This window comes from Microbispora oryzae (assembly GCF_017896165.1).
GTDB lineage: Bacteria > Actinomycetota > Actinomycetes > Streptosporangiales > Streptosporangiaceae > Microbispora > Microbispora oryzae.
On the sequence record NZ_JAFCNB010000010.1, the window covers coordinates 153,505 to 170,616 of the forward strand.

Sequence of the window (17,112 nt, forward strand, 5' to 3'; positions counted from 1 at the left end):
CGGCGCGCTCACGCGCTGGGCGCCACGTCCGGGGGCCGTTCGATGTCACCGGTCTCACCGCCGCGCTCCGCCCGGCGCCCGAAGACGATCACGTACGTGAGGAAGAGCGCCTCGGCCAGGACGCCGATCCCGACGCGCACCGGAGTCGGCAGTCCGGACGGGGTGACCCCGGCCTCGATGAGCCCGGAGACCAGCAGCACGGCCACCAGCCCGAGCGCGACGCTCATCACGGCCCGGCCCTGCTCGGCCAGCGCCTCACCGCGCCGCCGGGGGCCGGGGTCGATCACGGTCCAGCCCAGCCGCATGCCGACGGCCGCCGCGAGGAACACCGCCGACAGCTCCAGCAGGCCGTGGGGAAGGATCAGTCCCCAGAAGACGCCGGCCTTCCCGTTCGCGTGCATGAGACCGGCGACGACGCCGAGGTTGGCGGCGTTCTGCCACAGGACCCAGGGGATCATCACGCCGAGCAGGATCGACCACATGATCAATTGCATGGACACCCAGGCGTTGTTGAGCCACACGTGTCCCGCGAACGACGCCGCCGGGCTCTCCGAGTAGTAGTCGGCGAAGTCGTGCTCGACGAGCTGCCTGATCTCCGCGGGCGTGCCGATCGTGGCCTGGACGTCCGGATTGGCGGCGATCCAGGCCCCTATGACGTACGCGACCGCGAGGGACGCGACGGCAGCCCCGATCCACCACCTCCGGGCCCGGTAGGCGACGACGGGAAACGACACTGTGAAGAACCGGACCACCTCGTGCCAGGCGGGCGTGTGCGCCCCTGTGACCGCCGAGCGCGCGCGGGCCACCAGCGACGACAGGCGGCCGACGAGGACGGCGTCCGCCTGGCCGCCCGTCTGGCCCGACCGCACGATGGACAGATGGGTGGCCACCCGCTGGTAGAGCTCCACCAGCTCGTCGATCTCGGCGCCGGTCAGCCGGTTACGCCGCCGGGCCAGCTTGTCGAGCCGATCCCACGCCGGTTGGTTCGCGAGGACGAACGCGTCGATGTCCACGATCGGACGATACCGACGGAGCGCAGTAGGGTGCGCAGTGTGTCCGAAGTCGTGACCGGCGAAGCCGTCGTCGTCGAGGTCCGGGTGGCCCAGCTGCCGACCCGCGCCCTCGCGGTCATCATCGACGGCGTCCTGCAGCTGACCGTCCTCGCCGTGGCGTCGCTGCTCGTCGGCTACTCGACGGCCGTCCTCGACGGGGCGCTCGCCACCGGGGTGCTCATCCTCGTCACGGTGCTCGTCCTGGTGGGGTATCCCGTGGCGTGCGAGACCCTGACCCGCGGGCGGACGCTGGGGAAGCTGGCGCTCGGCCTGCGGGTGGTGAGCGACGACGGCGGGCCGGAGCGCTTCCGCCAGGCGCTGTTCCGCGGGCTCGCCGGAGTGCTGGAGTTCTGGATGCTCGCGGGCGCCCCCGCCCTGATCGCCTCGCTCTCCAACCAGCGCGGCAAGCGTCTCGGCGACATCTTCGCCGGCACCATCGTCATCGGCGAGCGGGCTCCGCGCCAGGACCCGCTCCCGCCCATGCCCGCGCCGCTCGCCCAGTGGGCGGCCACACTGGAGCTTTCGCAGCTTCCCGACGAGCTCGCCAACACGGCCCGGCAGTATCTGTCGCGCTTTGGGCAGCTGAACCCGCGGGCGCGCGACGAGCTGGGCATGCGCATCGCGGCCCAGATGAGCGCCGTGGTGACCCCCCCGCCGCCGCCCGGCGTGCCGCCGCACGCCTTCCTCGCCGCCGTACTCGCCGAGCGTCGCCGCCGCGAGGAGCTGCGGCTCGCGCGGGCCCGGGTCGCCTCGCCGTACGAAACGCCATATGCCGGCATGCCGTACGACGCCCGGCCGTACGGCACCGCGCCGTATGGGACCTCGCCCGGCTCTCGGCAGATCCCGTACGGGACTCCGGGGCCGGCAGCGCCGCCGGGGCCGGTGCCGCCGCCCGCCACGACGACTCCGGGCGGATTTCTCCCGCCCGAATAGGTGTAGGCCGCGAAATGCGGGGAAGCTGCAGCAATTGCAGGTGATTGGGGCATACCTGCAGTGGGGTTGAGTCGGGCACGCCCGGCGCGCAACGGGAGAGGTGGCTCCGGGCGTGCCCGTACTCGTCGGCGTAGTCGCCGGCGCACTTGCCCGCGTTCTCGTCGGCGTACTTGCCGGTTCCTCGCCGGCTTCCGGTTCAGGAGCCGAGCCGCCAGGAGTGCAGGTAGTCCTCCTGCTCGTCGGTGAGCGAGTCGATCGCGATTCCGGCCGCGGCCAGCTTGAGCCGGGCCACTTCCACGTCGATGTCGGCCGGCACGTCGTACACGCCGGGTGACAGCCGCGCCGCCTCCGCCGCCAGCCGGGCCACCGCGAGTGCCTGCGCCGAGAAGGACATGTCCATCACCGCGGCCGGATGGCCCTCGGCCGCCGTCAGGTTGACCAGGCGGCCCTCGGCGAGCAGGAGCAGCCTCCGGCCGTCGGCCAGGACGTACTCGTCGGTGTTGGGCCGGATGCCGAACCGCACGTCGCGCGCCATCTCCTCCAGGGCCCGCACGTCGATCTCGACGTCGAAGTGGCCGGCGTTGGCCAGGATGGCGCCGTCCTTCATGACGGCGAGGTGCTCGCCCCGGATGACGTCGCGGTTGCCGGTCACCGTCACGAACACGTCGCCCGCGAGGGCGGCCAGCTCCATCGGCCGTACGTCATAGCCCTGCAGCGACGCGTCGAGCGCCTTCACCGGGTCGATCTCGGTGACGATCACCCGTGCCCCCAGGCCCCGGGCCCGCTCCGCCACCCCGCGCCCGCAGTAACCGAAGCCCGCGACGACGACCGTACGCCCCGCGAGCAGGATGTTCGTGGCCCGCATGATGCCGTCCAGGGTCGACTGGCCGGTGCCGTACCGGTTGTCGAACATCCGCTTCGTCCGGGTGTCGTTGACGGCGACCACGGGGAACCGCAGCGCGCCCTCGGCGGCCATCTGCCGCAGCCGGATGATTCCGGTCGTGGTCTCCTCACAGCCGCCCGCCACGCCTTCCAGCAGTTCGAGACGCTCGGTGTGCAGGATGTTGACGAGATCGCAACCGTCGTCGAGCACGATGTTCGGCGAGATGTCGAGCGCCTCGTGGATGTGCCGGTAGTAGGTCGCGCGGTCGACCCCGGCGCGCGCGTGGACCGCGATGCCGTATCCGCCGAGCGCGGCGGCCACGTCGTCCTGCGTCGACAGCGGATTCGACGCGGCCAGCGCGATCTCGGCGCCGCCCGCCCGCAGGGCACCCATGAGCACGGCGGTCTCGGCCGTCACATGGAGACTGGCGGCGATCCGCAGCCCGTCGAGCGGCCGGTCCTGACCGAACCGGGCCGCGATCGCCTGGAGGACCGGCATCGACCGGGCCGCCCACTCGATCCGCCGCTCCCCGGCCTCCGCCAACTCGGAGACGACCACGCCTGGCCCCCTGACTTTCCGTGCGGGTGGTCCCGCGGGGCGCCGCCGCCCCGCGGGACCGTGAGGGGCCGTCAGTACCGGTAGTGGTCCGGCTTGTACGGGCCCTCGACGTCCACGCCGATGTACTCGGCCTGCTTCTTGCTGAGCGTGGTGAGCTTCACCCCGAGGGCGTCGAGGTGGAGGCGGGCCACCTTCTCGTCCAGGTGCTTGGGCAGGACGTACACGCCGATCGGGTAGTCGTCGGTCTTCGTGAACAGCTCGATCTGGGCGATCACCTGGTTGGTGAACGAGTTCGACATCACGAACGACGGGTGACCGGTGGCGCAGCCGAGATTCATCAGCCGGCCCTCGGCGAGCACGATGATCGAGTGGCCGTCGGGGAAGGCCCAGGTGTGGACCTGCGGCTTGACCTCCTCCTTGCGGATGCCCGGGATGCGGGCGAGGCCGGCCATGTCGATCTCGTTGTCGAAGTGGCCGATGTTGGACACGATCGCCTGGTGCTTCATCCGCGCCATGTGGTCGGCGGTGATGATGCCGTAGTTGCCGGTGCACGTGACGAAGATGTCCGCGATGCCGACGACCTCGTCCAGGGTGGTGACCTGGTAGCCGTCCATCGCCGCCTGGAGCGCGCAGATCGGGTCGATCTCGGTCACGATCACGCGGGCGCCCTGACCGCGCAGCGCCTCCGCGCAGCCCTTGCCCACGTCGCCGTAGCCGCACACGACGGCGACCTTGCCGCCGATCAGCACGTCGGTCGCCCGGTTGAGGCCGTCGATGACCGAGTGGCGGCAGCCGTACTTGTTGTCGAACTTCGACTTGGTGACCGAGTCGTTGACGTTGATGGCCGGGAAGAGCAGCTGGCCGTTCTTGTGCATGTCGTACAGGCGGTGGACACCGGTGGTGGTCTCCTCCGTGACGCCCTTGATGGCCTCGGCGACGCCGGTCCAGCGCTTCTCCTCGCCGACCGTCCGGCGGAGCGTGTCGAGGATGATCGCCCACTCCTCCGGGTCGTCCTCGCTCGCCGTCGGTACCGCGCCGGCCCGCTCGAACTCCACGCCCTTGTGGACGAGCAGGGTCGCGTCACCGCCGTCGTCGAGGATCATGTTCGGGCCGGAGCCGTCGGGCCAGCGGAGGGCCTGCTCGGTGCACCACCAGTACTCCTCCAGCGTCTCGCCCTTCCAGGCGTAGACCGGCACACCCTTGGGGTCGTCCGGCGTCCCGTCGGGACCGACGACCACGGCCGCGGCGGCGTGGTCCTGGGTGGAGAAGATGTTGCAGCTCACCCACCGGACGTCGGCGCCCAGGGCCACCAGCGTCTCGATCAGCACAGCCGTCTGGATGGTCATGTGGAGCGATCCCATGATCTTCGCGCCCCGGAGCGGCTGCGAGGCGGCGAACTCCGCGCGGGTCGCCATAAGGCCCGGCATCTCGTGCTCCGCGAGGCGGATCTCCCTGCGGCCGAAGTCCGCGAGGTTAAGGTCGGCGACCTTGAAGTCCATGAAAGTGTTCCCTCCGTTGTCCGTCGGCTGCGATTTTAGGCGGCTCGGACGACCCGACGCATGCGCAGGGGCGCGAACTTCACACAAGAATGTGACATTCTGTCGGCGACGGATGCCGCTGGACGGATCGAACGAGAAGAGGCGGGTGGACGCCGATGCGGATCACCGAGGCGGCCAGGCATCTTGGCCTGTCCCCCCGCATGTTGCGCTACCGGGAGGCCCTCGGCCTGCTGCCGCCGGTCCGCGACCGGGGCGCGCACCGGCGCTTCGGCCCGGAGGAGCTGGCCGCGGTCCGCCAGGCGATGGAGCTGGAGCGCCGTTTCGACGTCTCCCCCGCCGAGCTGGCCTTCGCGCTGCGGGCGCTGTCGGAGCCCGCCGTGGGACAGGCCGTACGAGAGCTCGGCGTGCGGATCGGCCGTATCCCCGTGCCTCGCAGGGCCCTGGACTTCGAGAAGGAGAAGGCGCTGCGGCTCCTGCGGGAACGGCCCGGAACGCCGGTCCCACGACCAGGCTTCAGAGCTGAACCTCAGGGCTGAACCTCAGGGCCGGGCTCCCCGGTGAGCTTCAGGAGCCGACGACGAGGTGGAGGCCGTCGGCCCGCAGCGAGTCGGCCCTGACGTACGGCTGCTCGCTCACGATGTCGGTCATGGTCAGGGGGACGCTCAGCGACGGAACCAGTTTGAGGGCCCTGACCAGCACGTTGGGGTTGTCGGCGGTGAAGTCCTGGGGCAGTCCGAGCAGCGAGCCCGTCATCCGGGTCGTGTAGATGACCACGTCACCCTCGAAGGTGAACGTCCGGCCGGTGAGAGTCGTGGCGCCCATCGTCTGCCGCGGCTCCGCGAGAACGGCCTTGTCCATGGTGAACCACAGCATCTTCACGCTGCCGGTCGCCGTGGGCATCCGCACCACCCCGCGGAACTTCATCCCGGTCATCGTCAGGGACGGGGCGCGGACGGCGGCGGGCTCGGTCGCGACCATCGGCAGGGCGCCTCCGCCCGTCGCGGAGGACGGCGCGTCGTCCTGCCCCGGCGTCGGGGACGACCCGCCGTGACCGCCCGGCGACGTCGGCACGGGGGTCGCGCCAACCAGGCCGCCCAGGCCGTTCAGCACGCCGGGGACGTCCGGGAGCGGGGTCGGCAGGACGCCGGGCAGGAGCGGCTCACCGGTGGCCGGCACGGGGTCCGGTGCGGCCGCCGGGCGCGCCGCGGCGTCGCCGCGGGCGGCCGTCCCGGGCAGCGAGAGCATGGGCAGCAGGAGCACGGGCATGACGGCGATCGCGAGAGCGCGCCCGCCCGTCCCCGGCCCCTCGTGCCGCCCTCTCCCCGTCCCATCGCCTGTCCCTTCGCCCGCGTGCTCGCCGGACCACTCAGCCGTGTCCTCCGGCTGCTCGCCGGACCGCCCTCCTGGCCGTTCTGCCTTCTCCCCCGGCCGGTCCGGCTCCTCCCGGAGCCCGTCGCCGGGCTCTGTCCCGCCCTTCTCCGGCGGGGCGGTCCCGCCGCCGCGGACGCGGCCGATGATGACCCGGGGCGTGCCCCCGGGCGGCATGGCCGGCTCCGCCTGTCTGGCGGCCTGTCTCGCCGCCTCTCTCGCGGCGGCGTCGAGACGCTCCTCGCCGCTGACGACCCGGCGGTCGGTGAAGGTCATGCCGCCCGGCGCGAACCCACCGGGCGCGGCGGCGTCCCCGTCCCCGCCTCCGCCGTCCTCGCCCAAGGGCGCCCAGGCCGCGGCCAGCGCGCCGCCGACCAGGCCGAGCAGCATCCCGGCCAGGAATCCCCCGAGGTTGGCGTAGACGAACGACGCGATCGACAGGAGCACCGCGACCACGCCGAAGAACACCCGCTGGCCCGGCTGCAGCCAGATCAGCAGCCCCACGATGATCAGGAGTAGCGCGACGAGGTAGGTCGCCCCGACGGCGCCCGACTGGATGACCAGCGGCAGCGCCTTGACGGCGAACGGGATGCTGAGGAGCTCCAGACCGGCCAGGAGGGTCAGCAGCCCGCCCCAGAACGGCCGGGTGCGCCGCCAGGAGGTCGTGCCGCTCACGGTCGCCCGCTCCCCTCGTGACCGCTCCCCTCGTTGCCGCGAACGTCGGGCGCGCCGGAGCGGGACATCAGAAGCACTCGTGCCGTCCGGGCTCGACGCCGAGCTTCAGCCCGGGGAGCTTGAACGTGGCGGCGTTGACCGACCAGGACACCTGCCGGAAGCCGTCGATCGAGACCGAGCCGGCCTGCTGACCGAACATCCCGGCCGCCCCCTGCGCGCCCGGGACCTCGTCGAGCGCGCTGGCGTCCCGGCCGGCCTCGATGCCCTTGAAGACCGCGTCGCCCTCGATCTGGGCGGCATCGACGATCATGTTGTCCGCGGTCACCGGGACGTCGCCGGTGCCCGCGGTGATCCTGATCGTGACGTCGCCGACGGGCGACTTCACCAGGACCGTCTGGCACATGTTCGTCAACGTGGCGTGCCGGATCCCGGAGACCGCCACGGGGATCTTCTGCCCCTTCTTGTTCTCGACCAGGCTGCCGTACTGGGCGAAGCCCTCGCCCCGCAGCTTGTCGGCCGAGACCTTGAAGGTGTCTCCGGACACCACGAACGACGCTCCGATCGCCCCTTCGGCGGTCGCGCCGACCAGCACCGAGGCGACGGCGAGCGCCGGGACGAAGAAGAACGCGAAGCGCTTCCACCGGACACGTCCCTGCGCGACCATGGGCCACCTCCACACCAGACCTGACTCGTAATGAGAAGGTAAAGTTACCCGTGAGTACCGACCGGTCGAAGTGACAACGCATCACGTTTCAATCACGGTGCGCAGCGGACCGTGCCAGCGGAGTCGCCGGGGGCCGCCACGCGCCCCTCACGGCGGGACGCCGGTCAGGCTCCGGTCTCAGGCTCCGGTGCGGCTCTCCGCCGACGCGTCGGCCCGGTAGAGGTCGGGCTCCAGGTAGATGACCCGGGCGATCGGCACGGCCTCCCGGACGCGGCGCTCCGCCTCGTCGATGCCGCGCGCCACCTCGCCCGCCGTGTCGTCGTGCTGTACGGCGATCTTCGCGGCGACCAGGAGCTCCTCGGGGCCGAGGTGCAGCGTGCGCAGATGGATGACCCGGCTGACCTCGGGGGCGCTCTCCAGGGCGGCGCAGATCTGCTCCTCGATCTCAGGAGCGGCACTCTCGCCGATCAGCAGCGACTTCGTCTCGGTGGCGAGGATGACGGCGATCACCGCGAGCAGCGCGCCGATCATCATGGTGCCGATGCCGTCCCAGATCCCGTCGCCCGTGACGACCGACATCGACACGCCGAACAGCGCGAAGATGAGGCCGAGCAGCGCGCCGAAGTCCTCCAGCAGCACGACGGGCAGCTCGGGAGCCTTGGCCCGCCGGATGAACGACACCCACGAGTGGTCGCCCTTGAGCGCCCGCGACTCCCTGATCGCCGTACGGAAGGAGAAGCCCTCCGCGACGATCGCGAAGACGAGCACGCCGAACGCCCAGACCGGCGACTCGACGGGGTGCGGATCGGCGATCTTGTGCCATCCCTCATACAGGGAGAACAGCGCGCCGATGGTGAAGAGCACCACGGCCACGACGAACGCGTAGAAGTAGCGTTCCCGGCCGTACCCAAAGGGGTGCTTGCGGGTGCTCCGCCGCTCGGCCCGCTTGCCGCCGACGATCAGCAGCGCCTGGTTGCCCGAGTCGGCGACCGAGTGCACCGACTCGGCCAGCATCGAGGACGACCCGGTGAACAGGAACGCCACGAACTTCGCCACCGCGATCGCCAGGTTAGCGCCGAGCGCCGCGATGATCGCCTTGGTACCGCCACCCGCACTCACGTCTGACTCCTCATAATCCGGCCGTATAACCAGGCCCCGTGATCCGGCCGAGGCAATAACCGGCCCGGGGCGATCCTATTGGGAAACACGGGCCGAGAGCTCACCGACCACCGGAGCGGAGGCGGGATCGAGGCCGTAGCCCAGCGCCAGGTAGAGGGCGGCGTAGTCGGCCAGGCCGACGAGCGAGGCGAGCCGTTCCAGCGGATGGCCCTCGTCGGCGGCGATCTCCGAGACGGGAACGCCGCGGTCCTCGGCCAGCCGTACGGACTCCACGCGGCGCCGGGTCACGCGCGGGTGCTCGTCGGCGTCCCGCATCACGACCAGCCGCAGCCGCGGGGCTTCGCCGCCGTCGGCGAAGGGGTCGGCGAAGATGTCCCGCCCGGCCAGCGGGCCGTCGAGCGCCGCGATCTGGTTGTGGCCGGCCTCCGGGAGCTCGCCCCAGACGGCCGGACGGCGGGCGCTCTCGTTGATCTGGCAGCTCATCCGGTAGGCGGCCACGCCCGCGAGCGGCGAGGTGCCCCAGATCATCGGGATGCTGCCGGCCAGTTCGGCCGCGAGGGTCTTGCCGGGGTTGATGAACGACTCGCTCGACGGCCGGCACCGGTGGGCGATGTCCTCCAGGCGGGCCGCGACCGACTCGAAGAGTCCCTCGTCCGCCCGGACCAGGCCCATCCCTGCGGCCGCGACGACCGGCGGCACCACGAGACCCCACATCGTCGCCCTGGGCTGCCCGGCGACGCCGGACAGCGGCACGTACCGGCCGCCGCCCTGCGTGACCAGCGCCGCGAGCGGGGAATCCGGCACGCCAACGCCGAGGATCCCGCACCCGCGCCGTACGGCCTCCGCGGCGACGGCGAGCGTCTCCTCCGTCCCGCCCGAGCGCGAGACCGCGACGACCAGGTCGGCGGCGCCCACCCAGCCGGGCAGCCGGTATCCGCGCACGGTCACCACCGGCAGCGGCGCGCCGTTCCCGCAGACCGCGTCGAGCACCGGCCCGGCCAGCCCGGAGGCGCCCATGCCCGTCACCACGATCGCGCGCGGACGCGCGTCGCGCCCCGTCGCGGCGAGGCCCGCCTCCACCGCGGCCCGGTAGGCCGTACGGACCTGGGCGCCGGACGACGCGACCGTGCGCAGCATGCCGGAGGGGTCGGCCTCCATGAGGTACGCCTGGTCGTCGAGACGATCGTGCTCGAAAGTCGCCCCGTGGGCGTCCGTCATGCCTTGCGGGCCTCGTCGACGAGCAGCACGGGGATGTCGTCACGCACCGGGTAGATCAGGCCGCACGACTCGGAGGTGCAGGCCAGCTCGTCGGACTCCGTCCGGACGCTGAGGGGGGACTTGCACGCCGGGCAGGCCAGGATGTCCAGCAGCCAGTCGTCGATCTTCAACTCGTCAGCTCCTAACGACGGTGAGAACTTCGTCGCGGACGGCGGCCATCGTCTTCTCGTCGGCCCCCTCGGTGTTGAGCCGCAGCAGCGGCTCGGTGTTGGACGGGCGGAGGTTGAACCACCAGTCCGGGCCGTCGACGGTAAGTCCGTCCAGCTCGTCGAAGGTAACACCCTCACGGCCGGAGAACGCCGCACGCACCCGGGCCAGGGCGGCCGCCTGGTCGTCCACCCTGCTGTTGATCTCGCCCGACGACGCGTAGCGGGAGTAGGCGGACAGGACCTCCGACAGCGGGCGGTCCTGCTCGCCGAGCGCCGCGAGCACGTGGAGGGCGGCCAGCATTCCGGAGTCGGCGAACCAGAAGTCGCGGAAGTAGTAGTGGGCGGAGTGTTCTCCGCCGAACACGGCGCCGGTTTTGGCCATCTCGGCCTTGATGAACGAGTGGCCGACGCGGGTGCGCACCGGCACGCCGCCGTGCTCGCGCACGATCTCCGGCACGCCCTTGCTCGTGATGAGGTTGTGGATGATCGAGGCGCCCGGGTTCTTGGCCAGCTCGCGGACCGCGACCAGCGCGGTCACGGTGGACGGCGAGACCGACTCGCCTCGCTCGTCGATCACCCAGCACCGGTCGGCGTCGCCGTCGAACGCGATGCCGATGTCCGCGCCGCGCTCGACGACGGCCTTCTGCAGGTCGCGGAGGTTCTCCGGCTCGATGGGGTTGGCCTCGTGGTTGGGGAAGTCGCCGTCCAGCTCGAAGTAGAGCGGGGTCAGGTCGATCGGCAGGCCCGCGAAGACCTCGGGGACGGTGTAACCGCCCATGCCGTTCCCGGCGTCGACCACGACCTTGAGCGGCCGCATGCCGGACAGGTCGACCAGGGTCTTGAGGTGGGCGGCGTAGCCCTCCAGCAGGTTGCGCTCGGTGAGCGTGCCCTTCTCGGCGGCGGCCCCGGCGTCCAGGCCGGTCTCAAGCAGTTCGGCCGCCCGGTCGCGGATCTCCAGCAGGCCGGTGTCGGTGCCCACGGGCACGGCTCCGGCGCGGCACATCTTCATGCCGTTGTACTTGGCCGGGTTGTGGCTGGCGGTGAACATGACGCCGGGCAGGTCGAGGCTGCCGCTGGCGTAGTAGAGCATGTCGGTCGAGCCGAGGCCGGCGTTGACGACGTTCGCGCCGCGGGACGTCGCGCCGCGGGCGAAGGCCGCGGACAGCGGCCCGGAGGAGGCCCGCATGTCGTGCGCCATCACCACAGACGTGGCGCCCGTCACCTCGACGAAGGCCGCCCCCACTGCCTGGGCGATCTCCTCGCTGAGCTCGTCCGGCACGACGCCCCGCACGTCGTACGCCTTGAAGATCCTGGTGAGGTCGGCCACTGCAGCCCCTAAAAGTCGTAAGTCTTCGCACTTGAGCCTATAGCGCGTCATTGCCCGTGCGGCGGACGTCCCAACGTGGCGGTGGGGATGTCATCGCTCCCGGTTGGGCTGGGCGGACTTGAGCACCCGCAGATGGCCGCGCCGTCCCACCTCGACGGCCTGCCCCACCGGCTCTCCGGCGGCGGGCGCGGGCCGGGCGGCCTCGCGCACGGCGTTGGCGAGCGCCTCCAGGTCGTCGCCGCTCGGTGAGCCCGGCTCGGACGGGAGTCTGACGACCTCCCAGCCCCTCGGTGCCGTGAGCCGTTCCGCGTGCTCCGCGCACAGGTCGTAACAGTGCGGTTCCACGTACGTCGCGAGGGGGCCGAGAACCGCGGTGGAGTCGGCGTAGACATACGTGAGTGTGAAGACGGCAGGCTGCCTGCAGGCGGTACGGGAACAGCTGCGGACGGGGCTCACGGAGGGACCGTATCCGGTCCGCGTTCACATTGCCACCACCCCGCCGCTCTTATCGAGCGTGTCGCCACAATCCAGCAATCTCACAAGTCCCCATCAGATTGCCGACAAAGCGGACAGATCCCGGGGGTGGGGACACGGATCCACCGGTTCTGGGGCGTGCGCTCTAAGCTGGCTGCGTGAGCGATCGGACCCAGGGGGGCGACCGGCCTGACCCCCGCCGGCGGGCGCGCCGCCGTGACCGGCACGGCCGGGGGATGCGCGGTCCACTCGCGCCCTCACATGTGCCGATCGCGAGATCGCGGTCAGAGCGCTTCGACGATCTCGTGCTGGACGCGGTCGACCGGCTCAAGCCCCAATGGGGCGGCCAGCTGGCATCCGTGGAGTTCGCCGTCGAGGAGGTCCCCCCGGCCAGCGAGCTGACGGACGGCCCTGCCCGCCTCGCCTCGGAGCCCATCCCCCTCGGCCGGGCCGACTCGGCCTCAGGCGGCGACCCGGCGGCGGTGGTGCTCTATCGGCGTCCCCTGGAGGCCCGGGCCCGCGACCGCGACCAGCTCGGCACCCTGATCTTCGACGTGGTCGTCGAGCAGGTGGCGAGCCTCCTCGGCCTCACGCCCGAGACGATCGACCCCGGCTACGACGACCGCCACTGAGGCAGGACGGCGCTCGGGGCGTCGGTCGTGGGCGGCACGAGCGCCCAGGTCCGCGCCATCTCCAGCGGCTGCATGGTGATCATCTGGCCGTCGGACGCGGACTCGTCCAGCGCACGTCCCCCGTACACCGGGCCGGAGCCCGGCTCGGGCTGCACGACGACGCCGAAGCCCGCCTCGCCTCCCGGCGGCGGCGTGAGCTTGAGCTCTCTCGTACGGCCGGCGGGCAGCCGCACCTCGACCGGCTGCGGAGCCGTCCCCCGCATGGGCAGGAGCCGCACCTGCACGGTCGCCGGCTCGAACGGCGCGGAGAGCACGAGGCGGGAGACCTGCTTCTTGGTGATGCGGCCGTCGGCCACGACGCTGCCGAGATCGATGGACGGCGCGCCCGCCGTGAACGCCACGTCCTGGCTGGTGCCGGTGCCGGTGACCTTCAGGCCCGCGACGATCGGCACGTCGGCGGTGAGCACGAGGGCCGCGGGCTGGCCCCCGATCCCGGTGGACAGGTCGAGCGACGCCGTCGACCCCGCGGGCACCTCGACCGACTCCTTGTTCTTCAGGGCGTAGGAGCCGTCCTTGAGCACGGCCTTCACCTGGACGACCGTGTCCTGTTCGCCGGGCGCGGCGACGTACAGCTCCCGCAGGCCCGCCGTGCCGGGGATGCCGGGCACGACGACGCGGGTGGCGGGCGGCGTGGAGATGGGAAGCCAGTCGACGCCCCTGCCCTTGCCGAAGGCCGCCCTGACCGCGGCGGCGACCCGGCCGGTGCCGGTGCTCACCTCCAGCGCCATCACCAAAGGTGAGGGCGCCATCTCGCGGAGGTTCACCACCCGGCTCTCGCCCGGCTTGAGGATCAGGCTGTTGCCCCGCTCGCTGAGCACGGGGCCCTCGCCCGAATAGATCATGATCGAGACGTCGGCGGGAGCCCGGTCGGCGTTGGCCACGTAGAGGGCCACTTCGGCCGCCGCCGGACCCGGGCCGACGAACCAGGCGTCGGCGCCCGGCTCGACGCAGCGGACCCCGGCGAGGCCCCGCTGGGCGCCCGACTCCTCCCGGGTGGTCTGCGCGGTCTCCAGTCCGGGGGCCATCGACCCGGTGGCGGCGACCGTGAGCGGGCCGCCGCCGACGGGGAGCCTGCGCTGCCACAGCAGCCCCGGGCCGCTGACCGTGTCGAGGGGCGCGGGCGACGCGGAGCCCGCCTCGCCCTGCTTGCCGTCGCTCTTGTCTCCGCCCTTGCCGTCGCCCTTGCCGTCGCTCTTGTCTCCGCCCTTGCCGGCGTTCTTGCTGTCGTTCTTGTCGGCGTCCGGCGTGAGCGGGGTCAGCGCGGCGGTGCCGGGACCCGTCGCTCCGGGCGGGGTCACCACGCTCACCTTGGCGCCGCTCGGGGCGGGGCACACGGTCGTCACCGACTCGACGGCCGCCCGGACCGGTTTGAGCTCGGCGTGGGCCACCGGCGCCGGCCGGGAGACGTATGCCACGCCGTACAACGCCGCGACCGCGACCAGCACAAGCGCGAGCAGGCCGAAGCGGTTCTCGATCAGTCCTCTCATGCCGGCACCCGATCTTCCCTGGCTCGGCGGCGGCCACGTGGCGTCCCGTCGGGAGAAGACTCGCCGTAGTCTTCCTCCGGCTCGGCGGTACGAGCCCCGGGCGAGGCCAGGACGAGCACCAGGACGAGCAGCGCCCCCTGGGCCCAGAGCCAGATCCGGTGCGTCGAGTCGGCTCCGGTGGACGGCGGCGGCACGGTCACGGGGACCGTCACGCGCCACAGCCCGCCCGAGTCGGACAGGCTCATCCGCGCCATCTCCGGGTTGGAGTCGAGCGCCCGCCGCAGCTCGGGCCCGATCTTGCCGGGCACGCTGACGAAACGGACGCCCATCGAGGCGAGGGTCTGCGTGTAGGGGCCGCCGCGGCCGGACGCCAGGCCGGCCACCGCCGCCCCGAACCGCCCCCGGGCGTCGGCGGCGGGCACCAGGTCGGACTCGCCGATGAGGGGGGCCCGCCCGCGCAGCAGGGTGTAGGCGACCTCGCCGTCCCGCGGCCGCAGCAGCAGCGTGCCCTCCCCCTCCCGCGTGCCGAGCGTGGCCAGCACCGGCATGGGGTCGCGCGCGCCGCGCTCCAGCGGGCCGTCCGCGCCCGAGACGATCCAGAAACCCGCGGACGCCAGCGGGGTGGCGAAGGCGGCCACGACGATCAGCAGCGCGCCAATGCGCCGCACCCCGCCGGCCGCCCGCAGCCGGGCGAGCCGGTGGGCGGGATGGGCCGCGGCGAGCAGCAGGCCGGTGGCGGCGAACGCCAGCGGGACACCGGGCCACGCGGGCATGCTCCCGGCCGTGAGCCGCGAGACCACGATCGCGACGAGGACGCCGAAGAGCATCACGCCCCACCCGACCACCACGTGCATCCGCCGGCGGCGCAGCAGCAACGCGGTCAGGGCCACGGCGATCAGCCCGGCCACCGTCCACACCGGCGGCACGCCCGGCCCTCCGGGGCTGAGCAGCAGCAGCGACTCCGGGCCGAGCCGCGGGTCGGCCAGCGTGACGTCGCGCAGGCCGGCCTCCATCAGCATCCGGCCCGGCTCCCGCACCACCTCGGCCAGCCAGGGCAGGAGCAGGAGGAGCGGGGTGCCGAGCCCGATCGCCAGCGACAGCCCGGCCCCCTTGCGGACACCGGCGAACGACACGGCGGCGAGCGCCCCGAGCACCGCGACCAGGACGTAGACGAGCGGCACGAAGGCGGCGCCCACGGCGAGCAGCAGGCCGAGCCCCCACGCGGCGCGGCGCGACCCGGCGACCACCCGGGTGGCGAGCCCCGCGTAGACCGGGAGCAGCACGAGGAGCAGCGCCGTACCGATCCGGCCGCCCGCGACCGCGCCCGTCGCGACGGGCAGCAGCGCGTACGTCGCGGCCAGCCAGATCCGGGCGGGCGTGTACGGGATGATCCGCTTGGTCGCCGCGTACGCCGACAGGCCGGCCAGCGGCACGCAGCCGAGCAGCAGCACGCCGACCGCCAGCCACGTCTTGCCGAGGAACAGGGCCGACAGCCCCGCGAGCACGGCGACGTACGGAGGAGCCCAGGTGTCGGAGCCCAGCCCGGCGGCGTGGTGACCCTCCAGGTAGAACCGCCACAGGTCGGACGCGCTCCCGGTGACCGGCACGAGGAGGCCGCCGCCCAGCAGGTCGCCGGTGAGCAGCCGGCGCTCGGCCAGCAGCGCGACCGCGACCAGAGCGAAGGTCAGCAGGACTCCCGGGCTGCCCAAGACCCGCTGGAAGACCCGTGAGTCGGTGAGCAACTCGTCGCCGTCGTCGTCGTCCGAGGAGTCGGCCGCGACGGCGTGGTGCCGGCCGGCCGAGTCGACGGGCGCGCCGCCCGCGAGGAAGCCCTGCACCATGTCGGTCAGGCGCCGCAGCGCCGCGCCCGGCGGGGTCAGCAGCCGCGCCACCGCGGGGTAACCCTGTTTCCTGCCGTTCCTGCGCGCCTTACGGGCCCGGCGCAGGCGGCCCGGATGCCCCAGGACGGAGCCCAGCGCCGCCACCTCGTCGAGGGCGTTCGCGGGCTGCTTGGCGAGCAGGAAGAGGAGGGTCCTGACCAGCGACCCCGAGACGTTGCGGACGACCGAGCGGACCAGCGCCCAGAACGGCAGGTTGGCCATGATCACGAACAGGGCGTTGCGCCGGTCGAGCCGGCGCGGGTGCTCGTCCCGGGTGGAGATGCGACGCCGGCGCCGGCTCGAGGCCTCGGCGTGCCAGGCGACCGCGTCGGTGACGTTGAGGACGCGGTGCCCGGCCACCCGGGCCCGCCAGCACAGGTCGAGGTCGTCACGGAACAGCGGCAGGTCGGGGTCGAGCCCGGAGAGTTCGTCCCAGACGTCCCGCCGGATGAGCATGCCCGCCGTCGAGACCGACAGCACGTCGTGGATCTCGTCGTGCTGCCCCTGGTCGTACTCCCTGGGCTCCAGGCCGGTGTCGCGCCGCCCCGAGCGGCTGACCGTCACCCCGATCTCCAGCAGCACCCGCCGGTCGAGCCAGTCGCACAGCTTGGGGCCGAGGATCGCGGCCTTGGGGTCCTGGTCGGCCGCCCACAGCAGCGCCTGCAGGGCGCCCGCGTCGGGCGCGCAGTCGTCGTGGAGCAGCCAGACCCACTCCTGCGCCTGCTGCTCCTGCGCGGCGGGCAGCCGGCGTAACACCTCGTGGACGGCCTCGCCGAAACCGGCCGACCGCGACAGGCTCAGCACGTTGTGCTCGCCGAACGCCTGCGCGAGGAGCCGCCCGCTGCCGTCGCGGCTGCCGTTGTCGACGCCGACGACACGGTCGAGCGGACGGGTCTGGCGGAGAACCGCCGTCAGCGTCTCCTGGAGCCAGCGGGCGCCGTCGTGAGCGACGACGATCGCGGTGACCGAGTGCACGTCGAGTCCTTGTGGGGGTCGTACGGCTGAGCGCCGACCACGATACGGCACCCCGGGCCCACCTGATCACACGCGTGCGAAACCGGCATTCTCCCCATG

General features: G+C 72.5%; 15 protein-coding genes. 3 read left to right on the forward strand and 12 right to left on the reverse strand.

What is annotated here, in order from left to right; genetic code table 11:
• Nucleotides 1–8 precede the first annotated feature (8 nt).
• On the reverse strand, nt 9–1,013 hold the full coding sequence (locus JOL79_RS19630) for a stage II sporulation protein M (protein ID WP_210157298.1): 1,005 nt from the start codon (nt 1,011–1,013) through the stop codon (nt 9–11).
• Between the two features lie 39 nt (nt 1,014–1,052).
• On the opposite strand from JOL79_RS19630, the gene JOL79_RS19635 reads away from it, so the two are divergent.
• The gene (locus tag JOL79_RS19635) at nt 1,053–1,985 is read left to right on the forward strand and encodes an RDD family protein (RefSeq protein ID WP_210157299.1); all 933 of its coding nucleotides are present in this window, start codon (nt 1,053–1,055) and stop codon (nt 1,983–1,985) included.
• A 196-nt stretch (nt 1,986–2,181) separates the two neighbouring features.
• On the opposite strand, the gene JOL79_RS19640 is transcribed toward JOL79_RS19635, so the two are convergent.
• Entirely contained in the window at nt 2,182–3,426 is a 1,245-nt protein-coding gene (locus tag JOL79_RS19640) for an adenosylhomocysteinase (RefSeq protein ID WP_210157300.1), read from the reverse strand.
• 71 nt (nt 3,427–3,497) lie between these two features.
• Nucleotides 3,498–4,925 (reverse strand): adenosylhomocysteinase, encoded by a 1,428-nt coding sequence (gene ahcY / locus JOL79_RS19645; RefSeq protein ID WP_210157301.1) that lies wholly within the window; start codon nt 4,923–4,925, stop codon nt 3,498–3,500.
• A 155-nt stretch (nt 4,926–5,080) separates the two neighbouring features.
• Between ahcY and JOL79_RS19650 the strand changes: the two genes are divergently transcribed.
• Nucleotides 5,081–5,461 (forward strand): MerR family DNA-binding transcriptional regulator, encoded by a 381-nt coding sequence (locus JOL79_RS19650; RefSeq protein ID WP_210157302.1) that lies wholly within the window; start codon nt 5,081–5,083, stop codon nt 5,459–5,461.
• Nucleotides 5,462–5,489: 28 nt separating this feature from the next.
• Here JOL79_RS19650 and JOL79_RS19655 read toward each other — a convergent pair whose 3' ends face one another.
• From JOL79_RS19655 to JOL79_RS19685, 7 genes are all read right to left on the reverse strand, one after another.
• A complete protein-coding gene (locus JOL79_RS19655; RefSeq protein ID WP_210157303.1) occupies nt 5,490–6,968 on the reverse strand; it encodes a DUF6114 domain-containing protein in 1,479 nt (492 codons plus the stop codon).
• Nucleotides 6,969–7,035: 67 nt separating this feature from the next.
• Nucleotides 7,036–7,632 carry a DUF6230 family protein gene (locus tag JOL79_RS19660; RefSeq protein WP_210157304.1) on the reverse strand — a complete coding sequence of 199 codons (597 nt, stop codon included), beginning with the start codon at nt 7,630–7,632 and terminating at the stop codon, nt 7,036–7,038.
• 177 nt (nt 7,633–7,809) lie between these two features.
• Nucleotides 7,810–8,751 carry a cation diffusion facilitator family transporter gene (locus tag JOL79_RS19665; RefSeq protein ID WP_210157305.1) on the reverse strand — a complete coding sequence of 314 codons (942 nt, stop codon included), beginning with the start codon at nt 8,749–8,751 and terminating at the stop codon, nt 7,810–7,812.
• Between the two features lie 75 nt (nt 8,752–8,826).
• Complete coding sequence (locus JOL79_RS19670; protein WP_210157306.1) at nt 8,827–9,969, reverse strand: SIS domain-containing protein; 1,143 nt, start codon at nt 9,967–9,969, stop codon at nt 8,827–8,829.
• Complete coding sequence (locus JOL79_RS19675; RefSeq protein WP_210157307.1) at nt 9,966–10,139, reverse strand: Trm112 family protein; 174 nt, start codon at nt 10,137–10,139, stop codon at nt 9,966–9,968. Before JOL79_RS19675 ends, JOL79_RS19670 begins: the two co-directional genes overlap by 4 nt.
• Before the next feature lie 4 nt (nt 10,140–10,143).
• A complete protein-coding gene (locus JOL79_RS19680) occupies nt 10,144–11,505 on the reverse strand; it encodes a phosphomannomutase/phosphoglucomutase (RefSeq protein ID WP_210157308.1) in 1,362 nt (453 codons plus the stop codon).
• A gap of 90 nt (nt 11,506–11,595) precedes the next feature.
• Entirely contained in the window at nt 11,596–11,961 is a 366-nt protein-coding gene (locus JOL79_RS19685) for a DUF3499 domain-containing protein (RefSeq protein WP_210157309.1), read from the reverse strand.
• A gap of 254 nt (nt 11,962–12,215) precedes the next feature.
• Here JOL79_RS19685 and JOL79_RS19690 point away from each other — a divergent pair, with 254 nt between their 5' ends.
• On the forward strand, nt 12,216–12,611 hold the full coding sequence (locus JOL79_RS19690; RefSeq protein WP_210157384.1) for a metallopeptidase family protein: 396 nt from the start codon (nt 12,216–12,218) through the stop codon (nt 12,609–12,611).
• Here JOL79_RS19690 and JOL79_RS19695 read toward each other — a convergent pair.
• Together JOL79_RS19695 and JOL79_RS19700 are read right to left on the reverse strand one after the other, a co-directional pair.
• Nucleotides 12,593–14,158 carry a DUF5719 family protein gene (locus JOL79_RS19695; protein ID WP_210157310.1) on the reverse strand — a complete coding sequence of 522 codons (1,566 nt, stop codon included), beginning with the start codon at nt 14,156–14,158 and terminating at the stop codon, nt 12,593–12,595. The genes JOL79_RS19690 and JOL79_RS19695 overlap by 19 nt on opposite strands.
• Entirely contained in the window at nt 14,155–17,013 is a 2,859-nt protein-coding gene (locus tag JOL79_RS19700) for a glycosyltransferase family 2 protein (RefSeq protein ID WP_210157311.1), read from the reverse strand. Before JOL79_RS19700 ends, JOL79_RS19695 begins: the two co-directional genes overlap by 4 nt.
• Nucleotides 17,014–17,112: the final 99 nt, after the last annotated feature.

Coding starts and splice junctions, on each gene's coding strand:
- ahcY (WP_210157301.1), bottom strand. CDS start 4,925: ATGGACTTCAAGGTCGCCGACCTTAACCTCGCGGACTTCGGCCGCAGG.
- JOL79_RS19650 (WP_210157302.1), top strand. CDS start 5,081: ATGCGGATCACCGAGGCGGCCAGGCATCTTGGCCTGTCCCCCCGCATG.
- JOL79_RS19660 (WP_210157304.1), bottom strand. CDS start 7,632: ATGGTCGCGCAGGGACGTGTCCGGTGGAAGCGCTTCGCGTTCTTCTTC.
- JOL79_RS19670 (WP_210157306.1), bottom strand. CDS start 9,969: ATGACGGACGCCCACGGGGCGACTTTCGAGCACGATCGTCTCGACGAC.
- JOL79_RS19690 (WP_210157384.1), top strand. CDS start 12,216: ATGCGCGGTCCACTCGCGCCCTCACATGTGCCGATCGCGAGATCGCGG.
- JOL79_RS19695 (WP_210157310.1), bottom strand. CDS start 14,158: ATGAGAGGACTGATCGAGAACCGCTTCGGCCTGCTCGCGCTTGTGCTG.